This is a genomic window from Paracoccus shandongensis, from assembly GCF_017315735.1.
Taxonomy (GTDB): Bacteria; Pseudomonadota; Alphaproteobacteria; order Rhodobacterales; family Rhodobacteraceae; genus Paracoccus; species Paracoccus shandongensis.
Genome location: NZ_JAFLRK010000014.1, coordinates 23,248 through 42,866, shown reverse-complemented (window position 1 = coordinate 42,866; position 19,619 = coordinate 23,248). Strand labels below are relative to the sequence as shown.

Below are 19,619 nucleotides of genomic sequence, written 5' to 3'. Positions count from 1 at the left end.
TACAGTGCGTTGGGTGGAGTGCATTGGCAGGTTTTAATGTCTATTTATCCACAGGCCGTCTTGCTTTGCGACAGGATCTTCTTTCTTCTTTTTCTTCTTCTTCAGAAGCTCTATTACTTTGAAAACAAAAAGGAAATCAGCCCGAAGGTAACCAATAGGGTGATCTATCAAAACATCTGGGGTGATTTGCGGTAACTTTCGGGGTGATTCACGGTAACCGATGGGGTGATATTAGTTCGGAGGGAGTTCCGCATATTGTAACCAACGGGGTGATATGGGTTCGGGCGGATCTTTGACTAATGTAACCAATGGGGTGATTTCTCATCTAGGGGTTCTCCGAACCGCAAAAATAGCTATCATCGCCCAAAAAATTGGGGCGGACGGGCATGGATCAATCGGAAAATCACCCTAAAAGTTACGATAGACGCCGGACCCTTGAAGTCCGCCCCCTTGACGGTGAAATGATCAAGCCTGCGGAACTGATCGATATCCAAGGTGCTACAGGCTTATCGTTGGCCGCACGTCGCCTCTATAATCGCTTGCTTGCCAATGCCTTCGGGCCGGATATGGGCTTCGAAGGACGAGACTTCTGCATTCCGCTGTCAGAGCTGCGCGGCACTCATGCGGGCAATGAACGGATCAGCGACAGTATCGAGGCGTTGATGAAAACGGTGGTCATCGTCCGGGGGATCGATGGTCGAACGACTCGCGTGCAGTTACTGGGCGGTAACGACATGGTCGACAGCGAACGGCGGCACGGGATGCTGACCTATAGCTTTGACAAGCGTCTCGCTCCCCTTCTCCGCGAAAGCGTCGTGTTCGCAAAGCTTGAATTGGCTGCTCTGCAGGCATTTGGAACCAAGTATGGGCTAGCGCTCTATGAAGCGCTGTCGAGGCGTGTCCGGCTACACCATGTCTTCCACGAAGATTTCGAAGTGGACGCATTCCGAAATCTGTTGGGCGTGCCTGAGGGCAAGCTGCCTAGTTTCGGCAATCTTCGACAGAAGGCGATCGATCCCGCGATCAGCGAGGTGGTCAAGCTTGCCCCCTTCTCCTGCACCATCGAACCTTGCGAGCACGTGGGGCGAAAGGTGACAAAGGTTCGTCTTCGCTGGTGGGTGAAGTCAGTAGATGAAATGAAGACGCAGTGGGAGGCTCGGAAGGAACAGCAAGCCGAGTTGTTCCCTCCTGCCCTGCCGGAAGCATTGATCGAAAGCCCCGGGGTATAACTACCAAGAATGGCCGCACATGTTTTAGACTGCACATATGGTTAAAAGCACAGAAAAACAAACGAGGGGAAATTTGAATGCACACAAGAACAGGTGAACAGCCATGCACGTGATCGTGCTTGCAACGCAAAAAGGGGGGTCCGGCAAGTCAACTTTGGCACGCTCGATTGCAGCGGAGATGACCAGCCGGGGCCGAGTCGCCATGTTAGATTTAGATCCACAAGGTTCACTAACGAAATGGTGGCAGCGGCGCGAGGCTGATGACCTGCAGCTTGTGACAGGTCTGACGCGCGCCGACCAAATCGCTAAAGCGGTGGATACGCTTCGGGAACAGGGATTTGACTGGCTGATCATTGACACTCCTGGCGCTCGGGACGAGGCGACCCGCATCGCCCTCCACTCCGCTGACCTAGTGCTCGTGCCGGTTCATCCTTCGCAGGATGATTTGGACGCCGTCGGACCAACGGTGGCCGAAATCAAAGAAGCTGGCGCCGAGTTTATATTCGTGCTTTCCCGGACGACCCGAGCCCGGATTGTGGATGAGGTAGGGCGCCTCTTGGCTGCACATGGCCGCGTAGCACCGGCTTTAATAGGTGCCAGGGTCGCGCATGGAGAAGCAGCCACGCGTGGCCTTACAGCTGCAGAGACTGGTAACGCAGCAGCTTCTGAGGAAGTTCGTGCTTTGGTAGACTATGTAACGAAGGAACTGGCATGAAAAAGCAGCCACTCAATCTATCACTGGACATAGGTGCTGATGCTGTGCCGGTCCCTGCCCCGCCGCCTTCCGCCGCCGCCAAGAAAGGCCCAGGCCGTCCCCCGATTCCTCCACGCGAAAATGCCCGGCGCATTGCAGTGACGGTCGACGGCGAGCTTTACCGTAAGATCCGAATTGCCTGCGCTGAGCTAGACATTGATCGGCAGACGTTTTTGGAGCGCTCAATTGCGCTGATGTTCGCAGATATTCAGAAGCTCGAATGAGCACGCGTGCAATCGAGGAAGTGTGCAGACACACAATAAATTATTTGTGCAGAGAAGTATAAATACGGCTGTGCGAGTGGCTGACCGAAGCGTTGGCAGGAAGCTTATCGTTCTTGAGTATGCGCCGGTTCAGAGGGCCGACTGCAGTTGAAGGTCAGTCGTTCCCAAGCCGCAACCGCGCTGCTGTTCGCACACATCCAGAAGCTCGGATGAACACGTGTGCAACTGAGGTAGTGTGCAGACGCACAAACAATTGTCTCAGCAGAGGAATATGCTCACGGCTGTGCGAGTGGCTGACCGAAGCGTTGGCAGGAAGCTTATCGTTCTTGAGCATGCGCCGGTTCAGAGGGCCGACTGCAGTTGAAGGTCAGTCGTTCCCAAGCCGCAGCCGCGCTGCTGTTCGCACACATCCAGAAGCTCGGATGAACACTCGTGCAACTGAGGAAATGTGCAGACGCACAAACAATTGTCTGAGCAGAGGAATATGCTCACGGCTGTGCAAGTGGCTGACGGAAGCGTTGGCAGGAAGCTCATCGTTCTTGAGCATGCGCCGGTTAAGAGCGCCGACCGCAGTTGAGGGTCAGACGTTCCTGGACCACAACCGCGCTGATGTTCGCAAATATCCAGAAGCTCGGATGAACACGCATGTAACTGAGGAAGTGTGCAGATACACAAATAAACATCTGCGTAGGGGAGTAGACTCATGATTGTGCGAGTGGCTGACGGAAGCGGTGGCAGGAAACTGATCGTTCTTGAGCATGCGCGAGGTTCAGAGCACCGACTGCAGTTGAGGGTCAGACGTTCATGGACCGCAACCGCGCTGACGTTCGCAGATATCCAGAAGCTCCGTTGAATAGGCATGCGTCCGTGGCAACGCGCAAATAATCAAACGCACACAAACACAGATAATTAATTATGCACGTGTGCAGTATGTTACATAAATTTGCGAGCGAAAACTAAATCTCAACGGCCCATGCTGAAGCTTTCACTGGCCGTTGCGCAGAAAGCGCCGCCGGGTGCCGCGATCTGCAGCATAATCCCTCCATCAGCCGAGCAGCACGGGGGATGGTTTCTGAGTTCTCTTCACTCGGCTGGGGAAGACATCTCAACTGGCCATTCCGCTCGCCGGCGTCTCCTCTTTCCATCCTCCTCACCACAGGCGCTTGGATCGGTCAGACGCGGGGCTCGGGAAGATCCGCGGACAGTCGCGCGGAGCTGACGTCCAGGATGGCATGCATGCCGCTGGTCGTGAACTGCCGCGAAAACGATCCCTCCAGCTGGTCCTGCAGGGCCAGTTCGCACATGATGGTGCCAAAGCCCTGCCCAGGCATGGCTGGCCCTGCATGCTCCGGGGCGAAGGTCTCGTCCCAGTGGATGATCAGCCGATTGCCTTGCCGCTCCGTGTTGATGGCCAGCCGACCGGTGTCGCGGGACAGCGCCCCGTATTTGACTGCGTTCGTGCAAAGCTCGTAGAAGACCAGGGCCAGGGGCGTGACGGCAGCCCGGGCGACCAGGATATCCTCGATGGCCAGGTCGACCGGCAGCGAGCCGGCGAAAGGCTCGAGGATCGCCTCGAGAAGTCCGCGCAAGGACCGCTTTTCGGAGATTGCGGCATTCTCCTCGTGTGCCCCCGGCGCCGTCAGGGAATGGGCAGCAGCCAGGGTCAGGAAGCGTCCGCGCATCTGGGTGACCAGGTCCTCGACTGTGGATGTCTGCCGGCTGCAAAGGTTCAGGAGGCCACTGGCGATTGCGAAGCTGTTTCCGACCCGATGCTTCATCTCCGACAGAAGCAGACGCTGCTGCTCGGCCGCACGATGCTGGGCGGTGATGTCCCGGGCGATCTTGGAGGCGCCGATGACCTGACCATGCCTGTTGCGGATCGGCGAGATGCTGACTGAGATCGGAAACAACTGGCCGTTCTTCTTGCGCCGGATCGTCTCGAAGTGCTGGATGCGCTCGCCCCGGCGCAACCGGCTGATGAAGTCGACTTCCTCATGCTGCCGGTCCTCGGGGATAATGAGGGTGATGGACCGCCCCAGCACCTCATTGGCCGAGTAGCCGAACATGCGCTCTGCGGCGGGGTTCCAACTCAGGATGATGCTGCCCAGATCCTTGGCCACGATCGCATCGTTGGAGCCTTCGACGATTGCCGCGAAGTGCTGCTGCAGGTTCTCGTCCAGAAGCGACATGGTGATATCCCAGTGAAAGCGCGCACCCGCAGTCGAAGCCCAAAACGACAGCGTAAGACAAGAGCATGTTGCCGCACACGTCATCACCGAGATATCTTTATTCAATACGGTTTTGAGCGACTATGCCTCATCCTGAGGTGGATGCTGGAGCAGCCATGGATCTTGATGAACTTTACCGCGTGCTGCGCGGCTCGCATGTCCAGGCCGTCAGCATCGTCAACACGCTGCGCGACCCGCTGGTGGTGCTGGATGACGCGTTCAGGGTCCTGACCGCCAACCCGGCCTTTTACGGGACCTTCTCGACCAGCCGGGACGAGACGATCGGGACGGCCTTGGCCGATCTTGGCGACGGTCAATGGAACATCCCCGAGTTGCGCCTTCTGCTGGAGCAGGTGATCCCCAGAAGCACCTCGGTCATCGACTACGAGGTGCGGGCCACGTTTCCCCAGATCGGCCCGCGCACCATGCTGGTCAGTGCCCAACGCCTGAACCATCCCGACAGCGGCCAACGCATCCTGCTTCTGACCATCGTGGACGCCACCGAGCGTCAGCAGGCCGAGGCAGACAAGGACATCCTGATCGGGGAACTGGGCCACCGGATCAAGAACCTTCTGGCGGTGACCCGGGCGATCGCGCGGCGGACCGAGGTCGAGGGGCGCAATGCCGAGGAATACCGCGACGACTTTCTGGGCCGCTTCGATGCCTTGGCCCGATCGCTGGCCGTCTCGATCCAGCACTCCGATGCCGACCTGGCCCAGCTGGTCCATGCGGTGATGCAGCCTTGGCTCGGGGACACGCGCGCCATCACCCTGGACGGGCAGGGGGCCATCGCCCTGCTGCCCAGGCAGGCCATGTCCCTGGGGATGATCCTGCACGAACTGGCCACCAATGCGATCAAGCACGGCGCCTTGTCGGTTCCCGGCGGGCAGCTGGACATCGCCTGGAGCCTTGCCGAGGACAGGGACGGCCACCGCCATGTGCATCTTCGCTGGCGGGAAAGCGGCGGACCGGAAGCCTCGCCGCCCGAGACCACGGGCTTTGGCACGCGCCTGATCCGGTTTGCCACCGAGGTCGACCTCAGGGGCCGGGCGGAACTGAGCTATCGTCCAGACGGTTTGGTGGCTGATCTGACCTTTCCCCAGTAGTGCTTCCCGGTTGGCCGATGTCTGACAAGCCCGCTTCATGCCGCCCAGGCGACTGCGTATCCGTGCTGGTCGTCGAGGACGAGATGATGATCGCCCTGGATGTGCAGATGATGCTCGAGGACAATGGCTATGCCGTCCTGGGTCCGGTCGGCTCCGTGGAAGGCGCCTTGCGCCTGCTGGACGACACCCGCCCCGATGCCGCGGTGCTTGACGGCAACCTGCGCGGCCAGCCGGTGGAGCCGGTCGCCCGGCGGCTGCGGGGCCTGGGGGTCCCTTTCGTGCTTTCCTCGGCCTATGACAACGCCACCTTTGCCGATCATGAAGCCCTGGCAGGGGTCGAGAATGTCCGCAAGCCGGTCACCGAGGCCCGCTTGATGGCCGCGCTGAAAAAGGCGCTTTCGTAGGAAAGGGTGCCGGGAGCGTCGCACTTCCAGGCCGAGGTGTGTTCTGTCTGGCAGCTGCGGCCTATGACCATCAGGCCCTTACCAGGCTTCTCCTGCCATGTGCCGCACGTTCGTATCGTATCGTATCGCTGAGCCATCAGTAGGGGTGATCGTCTTGCCAGGGCGTCATGTTTCCCGCCTGCACGATCTCCACGGTTCTCACGGCAATCTCCATGGCGGCCTCCTCCGTCAGCCCGGCCTCCGCGCAGACCTGCAAGATGCCTCGAACAGGGTGCCATACCCTTCGCGGACGTGCCGGTCCGTGTTCCTAGTCATCGGGATCCCTCCTGGGGTGGGCCTTCGCCCGCAGCGCCACTGCACGTCGCGCCATGTCCTGGCCTTCCACATCGGACATGCCCATCGAGTTGCATGCGAACCTGATGCGGGCGGCGACAATCTCATCCGATTGCCGGTCTTCTGCGGTTTCCGTCATGATACGCCCTTTCATGGCTGAGCGCTCACCTGATCATGGCAGCCCCATCAATGCAAATCACCACAGGAAGATGACCCGGGGTCTGGGTTGGCTGGTCCGCGACCAGGTCGGTCACACGCCTTCCAAGGAGCAGCAGGCACGGCCTCCTGAGATCTCACGGTCCCAATTCATGATCTTCGCCATCTGCCTGTGGCGGGAGAGAAAACACAGCCCAGGGAACAGGAATGACCCGCGGAAGTTGAATCCCCCGTGCCGGCGGAACCTGACGGAGCGGAACACATGATCACTCACGGCGAGGCTGTCCGACTGAGGGACGAACGCCTGGTCCGGGCTGTCAAGAGCGCGGAGGAGGCGAGTGGCTTTCGGACCGGGATCCGATATTCCGAGCGGGGTCGCCATCTGGTCCAGGTGTCGCTTGTTCCCCGAAGACACTGGTGGATCTGCGATCTGGATGACGAGGGCAGGCTCTTCAACTGCCGGATCATGACCCCAGGGGATTACGCCCGGATGAGCGAGAGGCCTCGTCACTGAAGTGCCGCGGGCTTCCTGATTGCCCTCGGGCCACGAAGGACCGTCCAGAACGACGGGGCCAGGGCAGTTGACCAGACATCCTGATCGGCGCGGCTTCCCGTATCAGCCTCGCCGTGCCTTGCGGGCCGCGTAACGCTGGTCGCGCATGGCCTTGCGCATGGCTTCATCGTCAAGAACGCGGGTGATTCTCTGGTTCTCGGCGCGCTCGCGGGCGTCGGCCTCAGCTGTGGCTGCTTTGGCCAGTGCAGCCTCACGCTCGCGGGCTTCCGCGTCCAGACGAGCCTGTTCCTCACGCTTGGCCTGTTCGCGCGCCGTTTGGCGGGCTTCCCGCGCCTCGGCAATCCGGATGCGATCCTGCTGCCGGGCTTCGCGCTCAGGCGAGGCTTTCTGGGCAGCCCTGTAGGCCTGAAGAAGGGCGGCTCTTGCTTCCGTGGCCGTGCCACGACGTTCAGCAAGTTCGGTCTTCTTGATGGTTCTCAAATCTCTGTTCCAGGTGTTGGGTGTGTCATTGCCGGTTCAGCCTTGGCATGTCCCGGCAGGGCAGGGAGGTCATGGCCGCTTGGGCTTCTGCCCGTCCCGTGCAAGCCGGGCTTCGCGCAGTCTTTTGGTCTTCTCGTCCTGGACAGCCTTGATCGCGTCTCGCTCTTCAAACGCCCGCTCGCGCGCCGTGGCGGGTGAGCTGATCTTGCTGAAATGACGTTCAGCCTGCTCGCGCGGCGTCTTGTGGTGCGACATCATGCTGTCCTGACAAAAAGGGCGGCAACAAAAAGGGCCAGGCAAGTTGCCTGACCCAGATTTCGAGATGCCCCCCCCGCAGAAATCTGTTCCGCATCCGACAAGGGCACGTCTCCTGCTTATGCAGCCTGCAGGTTGCTGGCCGACATCTTGCCCGACTTGCGGTCGCGCTCCATGTCGTAGGACAGCTTCTGGCCTTCGACGAGTTCGCCCAGGCCCGAACGTTCGACGGCCGAGATGTGGACGAATGCGTCCGGGCCGCCGTTGTCAGGCTGAATGAAGCCGAAGCCTTTGGCGGAATTGAACCATTTGACGATGCCGGTGGTCATGATGAACCCTTTCAAGGCAGATGTGTTGACCGCAGCGCAATCAATCATGCGCGACGGTAAGGCATAGCGAATTTGAAAGGGAGATCAGCTCAGAGCGCGGTGCCAAACGCGCAACAATCATAGCTCGGCAGACAAATATCGGTAAGCAACAGATAGGATCGGACAGCTCGTTTGTCAATGACCCTGTCAGCTCCACTCAACCAGAGGTAGCCTCTATCGCTGCCATCACGGCGTCCGGACTGGTCTGGTGGACCATGTGCCAGGCCAGGCATCTGCCATCCGTCTCGCCCGCATCCGGACATTCTGCGACAAGAACTCCGCTGGAAAGGACGCTCTGAAGCCCTGACGCATATCCAAGAAGGAGGGCGACCCTGCAGCTTGGTTCAGCGAGAAGATTTCAACACCGCTGATAGGCTGTCCAAACACCGGAGCTATATGCCGTTCTGGAATGCTCCTGTTTGCGCAGCATTGGGGGATTGCCTCCCCTCGGCATGGATCAGGCGGCTGTCGGCTGGTGCCTCATCTCTGGAGGTCATGTCGTAATTGCGAACGACAGCGGCGATGCGCAGGCGATAGTCGGCAAACACGTGATCCCGCCCGGCAGCCTGCACCCGGCGGTGCTCGGGCAGATTACGCCATTGCGCAATGGCTGCCTCGTCGCGCCAGAAGGACAGGGACAGCACCTTGCCCGGTGTGGTCAGGCTCTGAAACCGCTCGATGGAGATGAACCCGTCGACATCGGCCAGCAGGGGCCGCAACTTGGCGGCAAGCTCCAGATATTCCTCCTGGGCTTCGCCGGGCACCCAGGCCTCGAAGATGACGGCGATCATGCACGGTCACCATGGGGTGCCGAGGCCAGTCTGACAAACAGCCGGTCCTCGCGGCGGATGAAGCCCTCGCGCCGGGCGAAGTCATAATTCTGCCGACCCAGGGGATCAGCAGCAAGCTTTGCGCGATAGGTCTCGTATTCGGCCAGGGACGGCAGCGAGTAGATGCCATAGGCGGTGCTTGCCGAGCCTTCGTGCGGGGCGAAGTATCCGACCAGATCAGCGCCGCAGCGGGGAATGCACTGGCCCCAGGTCTGGGCGTATTGGTCAAACAGCTCGCGCCGGTTCGGGTCGATATCATAGGTGATGATGCAGGTGATCATGGCTCCCCCTTCATGCTGTCCTTCCTGCTAACCGATTGCCGTCGCGGGATGGTTCGATTAGCGTCGAACCATGAGGGAAGGTCCCGAGATTGCCCGCATCGCCGCCCTGGTTGCCGATCCTGTCCGCAGCGCCATGCTGCTGGCCCTGATGGACGGGCGCGCCCTGACCGCAACCGAGCTGGCAAGTGTTGGCGGGATCACCAAGCAGACCGCCAGCAGCCATCTGGCCAAGCTGGTCGAGAGCGAGGTCCTGGTCGCCGATGCGCAGGGGCGGCACCGCTACTTCCGGCTGGCGGGTTCCCATGTGGCTGCGCTTCTGGAAGCGCTGATGGTCTTCTCCAGCGATGCCGTTCCCCCACTCCGCACAGGTCCCAAGGACCTCACCCTCCGCAAGGCACGGATCTGCTACGATCACCTGGCCGGAGAGAAGGGCGTCATGCTCTATGACCGGATGCTGGAGGAGGGCTGGCTCGGCCGCGATCTGGACGTGACGGACAAGGGATGGACGAAGCTGGCTGTCCTGGGGCTGCAGCAAGGTGACTTGCCTTCCAGCAACCGTCCGCTTTGCCGCGCCTGCCTTGACTGGAGCCAGCGGCGGCATCACCTGGCCGGACGGCTCGGGAAGGCCGTGCTCGATCGTATTCTTGCCGTGTCATGGGCGCGCCGCCTGCCTGCATCGCGGGTGATCGTCTTCCATCCGGAAGGGGAAAGACGGTTTGGTGAATGGCTGAGGTGAAGCAGACGCCGCCGGTAGCTCTGTCCGCGTCAGGCAGTTTGCGACCGGCGTTGAGGATGTGACCGCACCACGAAGGCATCCGTGTGCAGGCTGGGTCACTTTCCTTTTCGCCCTCTGCTGATCAGCTGTTCTGCGAGTTCTTCAGGGCGCTCAGAAGCCGCTGCGCCGTTTCTTGGGACGACCCCGGGTTCTGACCGGTGATCAGAAGGCCGTCCTGCACCACATAAGAAGCCCAGTCGTCTGCCCGAGTGAAGCGTCCGCCTTTTGCGGCCAGTTCGTCCTCCACGAGGAAGGGAACGATCCGGGTGAGACCCACGGCTTCCTCTTCGGTGTTCGTAAAGCCCGTGACCTCCTTGCCTTGGACAAGCGGCTTGCCGTCTTGACCCTTCACATGCCGCAAAACGCCCGGGGCGTGGCAGACCAGGGCAACGGGTTTGTCAGCACCAATGAACGTCTCGATCAGCGAGATCGAGGCAGGATCCTCGGCAAGGTCCCAGAGCGGACCATGGCCGCCTGGATAGAAGATGCCATCGAAGTCATGCGGGTTGATGGCCGACAGCTTTTCCGTCGAAGCCAGCTTTGCCTGGGCCTCGGCGTCGGCCTCGAAGCGGTTGGTTGCGTCTGTCCTGGAGTCAGGCTCGTTGCTCTTGGGGTCGAGCGGCGGCTGGCCGCCCTTTGGAGATGCCAGCACGATCTCGGCACCTGCATCCTTGAAGACGTAGTAGGGTGCAGCAAGCTCCTCCAGCCAGAAGCCGGTCTTCTTGCCGGTGTTTCCCAGTTGATCATGAGAAGTGAGAACCATGAGGATCTTCATTATACGCTGTTCCCTTCTTTGCCTGCTCGAAGACCATCCTCTCGATGACAGGGCGTTGCGGTGAGTGCATGTGTCGGCCCCGCTTCATTCCAAGGTCTTTCGCTGATCGGTGTCAGGAACGCTTCGTGCGCCGTGCAGTTCCTGTTCCTGTTCCTGGTGGTCGCGACAATGCTGGCCTTGGCAGTGCCGGGCGTTTCAGCGGGACGCTCCAGGGTCCTCTCGGCGCGATGTTGGTTATGGCCGAAATCCGTCAGGACCTTTCCGATAAGCTCTGCCGCTTGTCGGTCAGGGTCGTCCCACGGCCGACCAGGACAGGTTTGGCACGCTCCCTTTCCTTGGCTCCAGGGCGCAGGGAACGCGTTGCCGGAGTGCCATGTTGATCTTGTCGAAAGAAAGGCGTCCGACATGAATACGTTCCTGATCAGCAGCGCCGTGGCGCTCGCTCTGACATCGACACATCTGGCTGCCGACCCGATCCAGACCTGGGGCCCTCTTGCACCCCTGGAAGCCACGTCCATGGAACGTCTCTGGCTGGCCAGGGACAACAACGGCAAGGGGCAGGGTAACGGCAAGGCGATGGGGAAGAGCCATGGCAATGCCGGCCACGGCAACCGCGGTTCCGACAGGGCCCATGGCCGCAACGAACAGCCCGGGGCAGGGAAGGGGAGGGATCATCCCGCCGGTCGCGCCGGAAAGTCCGATCATGCTGGTGGGCCGAAGCTCAAGACGAACGGCAAGGCTGCCGAGCATGCATCGCACGGACAGGGAAACGGCCGCCGCGTGTTTGCCGCGGCAGAGCGCGAAGAGGTGCTGGGTCGCATCCTGTCGACCCCGGCTCCTGACGGGCGGGACATGAAACGCCTCCTGGCCGCGACAGCGCTTGCAGTGGTCACACCTCAACTGCTCGTCGCCGATATCCCTGACGATGAGCTGATTGCCTACCGCAACTGTCCGCCGGGCCTTGCCAGGAAGGATCCACCTTGCGTCCCGCCCGGCTTGGCCAGGGAAGGTGTGACCTACGAGGAGTGGGCGTCGTATGATGGGGATGACCACGACAGGATCTGGGTCGAGCGCCGCGATGAATGGCTCAGGTCTGAAGCCCAGCTCGATCCCGACCCTGAGCTTCTGCTTTTGCAATCGGACCAGATTGCGACGCTCTTTGACCTTGATCCCGCACCAGATGGTCACCGTTACGCCTTGATAGACGGAATGCCGGTTCTGCTTGACCGAGAGGATTACGACGCGCTGCTCTTGGTGAACCAGATGGCACAGGTGCCCGAGCTTGCGGCAGGAGTGCCGATTGCCCCGACAGCAGCCCTGACCCCGGATGAACTGGCCAGCGTCTACCGTCTGCCGCAGCTGGGCGACGATGAGAACTATGCCGTTGTGAACGGACAGGTCGTTCGGCTGAACGACAGGAATTATGAGCTGCTTCAGATGATCCGCGTGGCGCGCGCCATTCTGTGAACAAAAAAGACCCGCCTGGCAGGGCGGGCCTTCGGTTCTTGCCTTCGTCGATGTGATGGCTAACAACCCTGGAGAGGCAAGACAACAGATTTCTACAGCCGGAACGTGCTATCGGTATGCCATTCCCGGAGAGTGCTTCCGTATTTCGAGAGAGGGAGAGACGTTATCTATCGTTCGAGCCGCAGGGCGGATTTGCATGAATGCTCCTTGCGCGGGCTCAAGGCGAACAGGAGGCCCAGATCCTGGTGATCGACTTCATGCACCTGAAGGCTGGCTGAACAGCGGCAATCCTGCGCGCCGACAGAGCCGCCCCGTTTTCCAGCGGAACCGCGACCACGGCCACGCGTTCATCACCCCGAAGCCCACTGGCCGGCGGGTGCGGTCACAATTTCTTCTTCTCTCCCTCCTCTGATGCCCGGCGTTCCTGCGCCGGGCTTTCCATTTCAGCCTCGGCCATCGGGTGTGATCGCGTGTGGGGGGACGGGGGCTTCGGTGCGGATTTACCATCCGATGGCTGAGACATCGACGCTACGCGAAAGGATCAGACTGCATCCTTTGTCGAGGTCACGTTTGGGAAGGTTGACTGGCAGGCAAAAGACAGTCTGACACCATGAAGAACCTCGGCTTCAACAGCCACTTCTTCTGCCTGCTGGGTAAACGCAATCCCTGAGGCGCTGAGATTTCGCGCCACGGCTTCCAGGTCCGGCACCTGGACGTCGAAGCCGACAAAGGTCGGCGCTGTGCCCGGGCGCACGGTGATTGCGCCCCCGACCAAGGAAACCTGCATCGGATCCGTCGTCGGCGATCCAGTGAAGGCCAACAGAAAGCCAGCGTGATCTTGCGGATGCGGCGCGGCAATGGTGACGCCCGTGATGGCGGTTGCGCCGTTCGGATGGCGTTGCCAGGCCTCGTTCCAGAAAGCCTCGGGGAAATGCTGCTGGCAGGTGAAGAAGCCAAGGTCGGGTGCCTGGCTGTCGACGGCAAAGGCCAGGCTGAAGGCGACATGGGTGGCGCTGCCATCGGGGCGCCTGCCGGTCCGCTCGAACCGGAAAGGGGCGAAGTCCCCGATGCCTTCTTGCGCGAAGCGCGCGGCATCGGCCGCGGCATCGGTGCTGCTCAGCACCAGCATCGCCAGTCCTTCGCGCCGCTGCAGGTAATCGCGCACAAACGCGCCGAAGCTGAAATGGCCCGGAGCATGCGGCGGAATGTCCGCATCCGCGGGAGCCGTGATCAGTTCGATGAACGACTGCCGGAACTGGATGATCCGGTTCTCGGTTCCCCAGGGATGGCGGTTGTGTGGTCCGACCTGAAAGCCCAACCGGGCGTAAAGATCGGCGGCCCCGTCCAGATCCCGGACCGCAACCACGACATGATCGATATGGCGCATCGCGGGCTCCTTCAGTCCGCACCCTTTTCAAGCGGTTCCGGCCGCTGTCCTTCGGGCAAGATCTTCAGGAGGTGCTCCCGAACGACATCGGGTGTAAAGGGCTTGCTGATGAAGAGGGCACCGTCTGGCATGTCCCCAGGACCGGGCGGAGGTCCACCCGAGGCCACAAGGATGCCGATATGCGGCCAGTTCTGCGCACAGTGCCGCGCCAGCTCAAACCCGGTCATCTTGCCCGGCGGCATGCTCACGTCCGTGAAGAGCAGTTGGATGTTCTGACCGAAACTGCCGAGAAGCTCGACGGCCTGCTCTGCCGTTGCGGCGTCGTGACAGCGAAAGCCCGCCTCCTTCAGGATCTCGCAGGCATCCATGCGGATGAGCGTGTCATCGTCTGCCACGAGGGCATAAGGGCTGTGCCGGTCCATTCCGCCTGATCCTTGCTTGTTCACGGGCAAAAGGACTGCGGACTGGCAGGAGTTCCGGCAATTCACATGTTACTTGACACGCGCAAAAATGCCGGTGACGTCATGCGGATGAGATACATGGCAATCCTTTATCGCAGTGAGGCGCTTACGCCGAAGGGAGGGGCTGCCGAGCGAGATATTCTGGTCACATCGCGACTCAAGAATACGGCAGCGGGTTTGACCGGCTTCCTGCACCGGGAAAGCGACATCTATTACCAGTGGCTCGAGGGTCCGGAAGCTGAAGTCCTGAAGGCCTTCGACAGGATCCAGTCAGACGATCGGCATGGTGGTGTCGAGGTCCTGGACCGGCAGCAGACGGAAACCCGCAGCTTTCCGACTTGGTCGATGGGCTATGGCAACTCGAAGACGACATCGCTTTTCGACTGGGCGGCCGATCACGATGCACCTCTTCACCCGCCGCGGGCGACCGATATTCTGGCGTTCATGAAGGCCTGTGCTGAACGGCAGAAATAGGACCTCAAAGGCCGTTTGGGCCTACTAAAGGTCTGCGGTTGAGAACACTGCCAAGCCTTGGGGACCGGCAAGTGCCTTTCACGCTGCCGCCAGCCGCCGTCGCCTGCCTTTTGCCGCACCCACCGCGATCGCTGCGGCAATGTCGTGGCAGGCCGTTATCCCCTGCACGAAGGGCCGGTCGTGCATGAGATAGGGGATCGAGGCCAAGGTCAGCCGCCCGGCATAGCCCGGCACGTCGATCAGGCTGTAATCCTCGGCCACCTCGGGCACCTCTTGGCCTGCCTGCAGCAATGCCTCGCGGAGAGACGGGAAAGGCATGTCGTTGCTGGTCAGCGCCTTCTGGCCACGTGCATCGATGAAGACTTCGAACACATGCTCGTCCGTTTGCGTCTTGATGCGGGTCCGCGAGGGTTCGCGCTTCAGGTCGTAATCCTCGCCAAGCGCGAGAACCGACAGGACCCCGGCATCGCGAAGGGCCAGCAGCCGGCGGATGGATTCGGATGGCACAGCGGCATAGTTGTCGACAAACACCTTCTTGAGGCCCGCATCGAACCGCTCGCGATCAGCCTCGGGCAGTTCCGAGACGATGGCCTCGACCTTCTCATGCATCCGCAGCAGGGCGTAGCGCCAGGGAACAGTGACCTTGTCCGCCTTGTTCCGCTCTACCTCCTCGAGGTTCTTGCGCGCCCAACGGAAAGGATCGGCGGCCTCCCTTGCCGCGAAATAGGCGGATGCGAAGCTGTCGGCATCCAGGCCTGCCAGGCCGATCCGCAGCGCGAAAGCCGGATCAACATGGAGGATCTCGGCCCGCACAAGATCGAAGACCGCGTCGAGCGGGCAGGACCCTGATGCGCAGCGTGCCACCGCCTCGTCGGTCAGGACCGACAGCGGCTGGTAGGGGATGGGACAATAGAAGTCAGCTTCGGGCAGAATGCCCGAGCGTGACATGAGGGTGATGTGTAGCCCTGTGTCAGGTGCGATGTCGAAGCAAAGGTCGTCACCCCTCCGGCGGAACCGTCCATGCTGGTTTGCCACCGCCATGGCGGCGTCGATTGAACTCAGCGAGGTGCCCATGATGCCGACCGGCACCGCAGGGATGGAGGCTTCGATCAGACCCGACCAAGGGCTGGGGTAATAGCTGCGGGTGGCCTCGTCTTCGTCCGGGAAATCATGTCCCGTGGCCAGGATCACCCGATCATAAGGACCGTGCCACCCCTTGACGGTCTTCACCTGAAGCACCTCCTGGTGCGGCAGGATGTCCAGCACCTCGGTGCTCTCCTGGATGTCGATCTGATGCCCGCCTTCCCGAGCCCTTTCGACAAGCGCCAGGAGCTGAGCGCGATAATACTCGCCCAGAAGAAGCCGGGGAGTGAACTGGCGATCGTCGAGATCCTCGGGCTCCAGTCCAAAGGAAACCAGGCGCGCTTCGGGCTGGGCCTGCAGCCAGTCCAGGTAAGGTTCCACCACCGGCGGGATTTCAATGCTGGCGATATTGGCCAACATGAACTTGCCCGCATGTTCAGGGGAGTAGGGCATGCCGATGCCGGCTCTTTCGCCCTTCTCGAACAGCGTGACCGCCAATTGTCGCCCGGTGGCCAGAAGCTGCTGAAGGCTATAGATGCCGGTGGGACCCGTGCCGACAATGGCAACCTTCATCATCTTCATCCTCCAGAGCGCTCGCCCGAACGCCACTCGAATGATCCGGTTCCTGGGATGCAAGCTCATCGAGCAGGCTTTGCCTTAACCAGCTTTAGGAAAGAACCACTTACGTGTTCAGCTCATCCAGCAGCGGTCTAGGCCGTGATCAGGCCTAGCCGCTCGGCTCGCAACAGCAGCGACCGCACGGACGACGGATACCACTTCGAACTGCCTCGCGGAGTGCGTTCGCGCATGTCCTCCAGCCGCTTGGCAATGGCCGCCAGCGTCAGGTCGGGATCGGCATGGCGCATCCCGGCCATGATGGCCAGCAGCCGGTCATCCGCCGTGCGGCGCGGGGCGCGGTCCAGCACCGTCGCAGGCAAAAGCCCGTCGCGGACATAGCGACGGGCGGCGCGCTTCAGCCGCTCGAGCGTCAAGGGCTGCCTGGTGCGGCTGCCCAGAAGCCGGGTCAGATCGTCCCAGGCAATTCCGGACCGGTGCCGGCGCACCAGAGGCAGCCAGGTGTCGGCCGAGGCTTCGAGCTTCTGGAAGTAGGTCTCGTCCCGGGCGGCGCTCAGCTTGCGGATTGCCTCGCGATCGCCTGCCTTCAGCGCCGGATTGCCGCCGACCCGCCCCTGGGCGCGCGCGGCGCGCAGCCCGGCCTTGGTCCGCTCTCGGATCAGCGCGCGTTCCAGTTCCGCAACCGCCCCCATCACCTGCAGGCTGAACTTGCCTTGTGCCGTGGTGGTGTCGATCGGATCGCCCAAGGACCGGAAATGCGCGCCCTTGGCCTCCAGCGTCTCGATCACCTGCAATAGATGGCTCAGCGAACGCGCCAGCCGGTCAAGGCGGACCACCACCAGCGTCTCTCCGGGCCGGATCGTCGCCAGCAGCCGCGCCAGGGCAGGGCGGGTGCGGTCGGCGCCCGAGGCGTGCTCCTCGTGGATGACGGCACAGCCGGCTGCACGCAACTCCAGCCGCTGCGGATCAAGCGTCTGTTCGCCGGTCGAGACGCGGGCATAGCCGATCAGAGGCATGGACGGGCTCTCCTTTTGCCATGGGCGCGCTCTGTCATACACATTCGTGGGATGCGGGGAAACGGCCGTTTGATGAGCGCTTAATAGAGGTCTTTTCCTCGTCGGGTTAGGTAAAAGATGTAGCGTATCCTTGCGCTGCTGCTGTCTACCAACCCCCTAGCTTTTGGCTCTTCCGCACCTTGCCTGCTCCAAATCGGGACCTCTTTCCCACCTAGCAGTGCTGCTTCAGAAGCTGTCGCGGTAAACCGCACTAAAACCATCAATGGCGGTCATGAAGACACACGAACGTGCATCGTTGATTCGAGGAGGGCAGGGGGTAAGGGGTAACCGGGTTAGATTTCCGGGGGCAGCATCAAGCACAAGGATCGCTCGAAAGGGCATCAAAAGCAGCAGCCATCTTGCAAAGCACTGCTGGGTTGTCGAGCGCACGTTCGCTTGGCTATCCCGCTTCCGCCGCCTCACCGTGAGATACGACCGGCGGCCGACATCCACATCGCCTTACTACTCTGGCATGCGCCATCATCTGCTTTCGAGCCCTAAGCAAATGGTTTTGAAACACGCCCTTACTGACGTTCAGCCAGCCATCCCGCGATCTGAGCTATGCGGGGAAATGGGTGACGGGGTTTGAGAGGGCGGCGTATCGTGGCGGGTGCTGAAGCCTGCCAGAACTTCCAAAAGGAACGATAAGCCATGGAGAAGACTACAGACATCATCCCCCTTCGTCAGCCGGAATCTGTTGAGGACCCGCTGACCGAGATCGCTCGCGATGGGGCACGCCGGATGCTGGCTGCCGCGCTACGGGCCGAGGCCGACGCCTTCGTCGCGCAACATGCCGAAGAGATCCTGCCAGACGGCCGCCAGCGGGTTGTCCGGCACGGTTACGGGCCGGAGCGCAGCATCCTGACCGGAATCGGTGCGCTCGACGTACAGCGCCCGAAGGTGCGCGACCGCGCCACCGATCAGCCGGCCGAGAAGAAGATCCGCTTCACCTCTGCGATCCTGCCGAAATGGGCGCGGCGTTCGCGCAGCCTCGATGCTCTCCTGCCGGTCCTCTACCTGCGTGGCATCTCGATGGGAGATTTCCAGGAGGTGCTGGCCGCGATCTTGGGGAAAGACGCGCCCAACCTGTCGCCGGATGTGATCTCGCGCCTGACCGGGGAGTGGCAGCAGGATTACGACCGCTGGCAGCGCCGCAATCTCTCGGCCCGGCGGTATGTCTACATCTGGGCAGACGGTGTCTACCTGCAGGCTCGGATGGAGCCGCAGGCCGAATGCATGCTGGTTATTCTGGGGGCAACGCCCGAAGGGAAAAAGGAGCTCGTCGGCTTCCAGGTCGGCGTGCGCGAGAGCGCACAAAGCTGGCGCGAGCTCCTGGTCGACATCAAGGCACGCGGCCTCGGGGTTCCGCCCGAGATTGCCGTCGGCGATGGGGCCATGGGGTTCTGGAAGGCGCTTGACGAGGTCTTTCCGAGCACGCGCCATCAAAGATGCTGGGTTCACAAGACCGCCAACGTGCTCAACAAGTTCCCGAAATCCATGCAGCCGGCGGTGAAGGCCGACCTGCGCGAGATCTGGCAGGCCGAAACCCGCGCCGCAGCGGCAACTGCGTTGAACACCTTTGCCGAGAAATACGGCGCCAAGTACGAGAAGGCAGTGACCTGCCTGACCAAGGACCGCGAAGCGTTGCTCGCCTTTTACGACTTCCCGGCCGATCACTGGGATCACCTGCGCACGGGAAACCCGATTGAAAGTGTCTTCGCTACCGTTCGGCACCGGACCGTGCGAACCAAGGGTGCGCTCTCGCAGAAGACGGCGAAGCTGATGGTGTTCAAGCTCGTTCAGGCTGCCGCCAAAACGTGGCGCCGCCTGAAGGGGGCGAACCAGTTGCCTTTGGTCATCGAAGGCGTCACATTCACCGACGGTGTCGCCGCGAGCGTCGCCGAAAATCGCGCCGCTTGATTAGGCCGCGTCGGCTCTGTTGCACAAATCTGCTGATGGCCGGGGTTTCCCTTTCCCCGGACAGACCTATCCCACGGCCTCTGTGACAGGGATTCCGAGCGCGGTGTAGCCGTTCAGAACGGCGATACGGACCTGGAGTTCCGCGACCTGTCGGTCGAAGTCCCGTGCCATGAGGCGCTGCCCCAGCAGTTTCACACAATGCATCTTTGTCTCGACGCGGCTCCGGCGATGGTATCCACTCCATCGTCGCCAGAGGGCACGGCCGAGGTATTTGGAGGCGCGCAGGGCTTCGTTTCGTGCGACCGCGCCGGCGGTGACGGTCTTCCACGGTTTGGCGTTCTTGCGGGGCGGGATGACAGCGTGGGCGCCGCGGTCTGCGATTGCATCGTGGCATTTGCGGGTGTCGTAGGCGCCATCAGCCGTAACGCTGCCGATCTCCTGGTCTTCCGGGATTTGGTCGAGAAGGTCCCTGAACTGGAAGCCG

Annotated in this window: 21 protein-coding genes and 2 pseudogenes; 10 read left to right on the top strand and 13 right to left on the bottom strand. The window is 61.4% G+C overall.

Annotated elements, in window-relative coordinates:
• Positions 1-461: 461 nt before the first annotated feature.
• From JX613_RS10795 to JX613_RS10785, 3 genes are all read left to right on the top strand, one after another.
• Positions 462-1,229, top strand: a complete 768-nt coding sequence (locus JX613_RS10795; protein WP_207101468.1) for a replication initiation protein — start codon at positions 462-464, stop codon at positions 1,227-1,229.
• A gap of 103 nt (positions 1,230-1,332) precedes the next feature.
• Positions 1,333-1,944, top strand: a complete 612-nt coding sequence (locus tag JX613_RS10790) for a ParA family protein (RefSeq protein WP_207101467.1) — start codon at positions 1,333-1,335, stop codon at positions 1,942-1,944.
• A complete protein-coding gene (locus JX613_RS10785) occupies positions 1,941-2,207 on the top strand; it encodes a hypothetical protein (RefSeq protein WP_207101466.1) in 267 nt (88 codons plus the stop codon). Before JX613_RS10790 ends, JX613_RS10785 begins: the two co-directional genes overlap by 4 nt.
• A 1,172-nt stretch (positions 2,208-3,379) precedes the next feature.
• On the opposite strand, the gene JX613_RS10780 is transcribed toward JX613_RS10785, so the two are convergent.
• The gene (locus JX613_RS10780; RefSeq protein ID WP_207101465.1) at positions 3,380-4,396 is read right to left on the bottom strand and encodes a sensor histidine kinase; all 1,017 of its coding nucleotides are present in this window, start codon (positions 4,394-4,396) and stop codon (positions 3,380-3,382) included.
• Positions 4,397-4,551: 155 nt separating this feature from the next.
• Here JX613_RS10780 and JX613_RS10775 point away from each other — a divergent pair, with 155 nt between their 5' ends.
• Complete coding sequence (locus JX613_RS10775; RefSeq protein WP_207101464.1) at positions 4,552-5,541, top strand: HWE histidine kinase domain-containing protein; 990 nt, start codon at positions 4,552-4,554, stop codon at positions 5,539-5,541.
• A gap of 17 nt (positions 5,542-5,558) precedes the next feature.
• The gene (locus JX613_RS10770) at positions 5,559-5,945 is read left to right on the top strand and encodes a response regulator (protein WP_207101463.1); all 387 of its coding nucleotides are present in this window, start codon (positions 5,559-5,561) and stop codon (positions 5,943-5,945) included.
• Positions 5,946-6,252: 307 nt separating this feature from the next.
• On the opposite strand, the gene JX613_RS10765 is transcribed toward JX613_RS10770, so the two are convergent.
• The 6 genes from JX613_RS10765 to JX613_RS10740 form a co-directional block, all read right to left on the bottom strand.
• Positions 6,253-6,417, bottom strand: a complete 165-nt coding sequence (locus JX613_RS10765) for a hypothetical protein (protein WP_207101462.1) — start codon at positions 6,415-6,417, stop codon at positions 6,253-6,255.
• Positions 6,418-7,050: 633 nt separating this feature from the next.
• Positions 7,051-7,428, bottom strand: a complete 378-nt coding sequence (locus tag JX613_RS10760; protein WP_237168503.1) for a DUF6481 family protein — start codon at positions 7,426-7,428, stop codon at positions 7,051-7,053.
• A 69-nt stretch (positions 7,429-7,497) separates the two neighbouring features.
• On the bottom strand, positions 7,498-7,686 hold the full coding sequence (locus JX613_RS10755) for a hypothetical protein (protein WP_207101461.1): 189 nt from the start codon (positions 7,684-7,686) through the stop codon (positions 7,498-7,500).
• A gap of 116 nt (positions 7,687-7,802) precedes the next feature.
• A complete protein-coding gene (locus JX613_RS10750; protein WP_207101460.1) occupies positions 7,803-8,012 on the bottom strand; it encodes a cold-shock protein in 210 nt (69 codons plus the stop codon).
• Between the two features lie 431 nt (positions 8,013-8,443).
• The gene (locus tag JX613_RS10745) at positions 8,444-8,842 is read right to left on the bottom strand and encodes an antibiotic biosynthesis monooxygenase family protein (protein ID WP_207101459.1); all 399 of its coding nucleotides are present in this window, start codon (positions 8,840-8,842) and stop codon (positions 8,444-8,446) included.
• On the bottom strand, positions 8,839-9,162 hold the full coding sequence (locus JX613_RS10740) for an NIPSNAP family protein (RefSeq protein ID WP_207101458.1): 324 nt from the start codon (positions 9,160-9,162) through the stop codon (positions 8,839-8,841). Before JX613_RS10740 ends, JX613_RS10745 begins: the two co-directional genes overlap by 4 nt.
• 70 nt (positions 9,163-9,232) lie before the next feature.
• On the opposite strand from JX613_RS10740, the gene JX613_RS10735 reads away from it, so the two are divergent.
• Positions 9,233-9,898: an ArsR/SmtB family transcription factor gene (locus JX613_RS10735; RefSeq protein ID WP_207101457.1), complete on the top strand. Its 666-nt coding sequence runs from the start codon at positions 9,233-9,235 to the stop codon at positions 9,896-9,898.
• A gap of 121 nt (positions 9,899-10,019) precedes the next feature.
• Here the strand turns inward: JX613_RS10735 and JX613_RS10730 are convergent, their stop codons facing one another.
• Positions 10,020-10,712 carry a type 1 glutamine amidotransferase domain-containing protein gene (locus tag JX613_RS10730; protein ID WP_207101456.1) on the bottom strand — a complete coding sequence of 231 codons (693 nt, stop codon included), beginning with the start codon at positions 10,710-10,712 and terminating at the stop codon, positions 10,020-10,022.
• Positions 10,713-11,117: 405 nt separating this feature from the next.
• Between JX613_RS10730 and JX613_RS10725 the strand changes: the two genes are divergently transcribed.
• Positions 11,118-12,179 carry a hypothetical protein gene (locus JX613_RS10725; RefSeq protein ID WP_207101455.1) on the top strand — a complete coding sequence of 354 codons (1,062 nt, stop codon included), beginning with the start codon at positions 11,118-11,120 and terminating at the stop codon, positions 12,177-12,179.
• A gap of 541 nt (positions 12,180-12,720) precedes the next feature.
• Here JX613_RS10725 and JX613_RS10720 read toward each other — a convergent pair.
• Complete coding sequence (locus JX613_RS10720) at positions 12,721-13,566, bottom strand: VOC family protein (RefSeq protein WP_207101454.1); 846 nt, start codon at positions 13,564-13,566, stop codon at positions 12,721-12,723.
• 11 nt (positions 13,567-13,577) lie between these two features.
• Positions 13,578-13,988 carry a response regulator gene (locus JX613_RS10715; RefSeq protein WP_207101453.1) on the bottom strand — a complete coding sequence of 137 codons (411 nt, stop codon included), beginning with the start codon at positions 13,986-13,988 and terminating at the stop codon, positions 13,578-13,580.
• A gap of 117 nt (positions 13,989-14,105) precedes the next feature.
• Between JX613_RS10715 and JX613_RS10710 the strand changes: the two genes are divergently transcribed.
• Complete coding sequence (locus JX613_RS10710; protein WP_207101452.1) at positions 14,106-14,501, top strand: BLUF domain-containing protein; 396 nt, start codon at positions 14,106-14,108, stop codon at positions 14,499-14,501.
• A gap of 78 nt (positions 14,502-14,579) precedes the next feature.
• Here the strand turns inward: JX613_RS10710 and JX613_RS10705 are convergent, their stop codons facing one another.
• Both JX613_RS10705 and JX613_RS10700 read right to left on the bottom strand, forming a co-directional pair.
• Positions 14,580-16,160, bottom strand: a complete 1,581-nt coding sequence (locus tag JX613_RS10705; protein ID WP_207101451.1) for an FAD/NAD(P)-binding protein — start codon at positions 16,158-16,160, stop codon at positions 14,580-14,582.
• Between the two features lie 134 nt (positions 16,161-16,294).
• The gene (locus JX613_RS10700) at positions 16,295-17,176 is read right to left on the bottom strand and encodes a recombinase family protein (protein WP_207101450.1); all 882 of its coding nucleotides are present in this window, start codon (positions 17,174-17,176) and stop codon (positions 16,295-16,297) included.
• Positions 17,177-17,531: 355 nt separating this feature from the next.
• Here JX613_RS10700 and JX613_RS19900 point away from each other — a divergent pair.
• Together JX613_RS19900 and JX613_RS10690 are read left to right on the top strand one after the other, a co-directional pair.
• Positions 17,532-17,730 (top strand): annotated as a pseudogene (locus JX613_RS19900) (transposase); the annotation flags it as partial.
• Positions 17,731-17,866: 136 nt separating this feature from the next.
• Positions 17,867-19,135, top strand: coding sequence for an IS256 family transposase (locus JX613_RS10690; RefSeq protein ID WP_207101449.1), 1,269 nt, complete (start codon positions 17,867-17,869; stop codon positions 19,133-19,135).
• Positions 19,136-19,201: 66 nt separating this feature from the next.
• Here the strand turns inward: JX613_RS10690 and JX613_RS10685 are convergent.
• Positions 19,202-19,603 (bottom strand): annotated as a pseudogene (locus JX613_RS10685) (IS5 family transposase); the annotation flags it as partial.
• Positions 19,604-19,619: the final 16 nt, after the last annotated feature.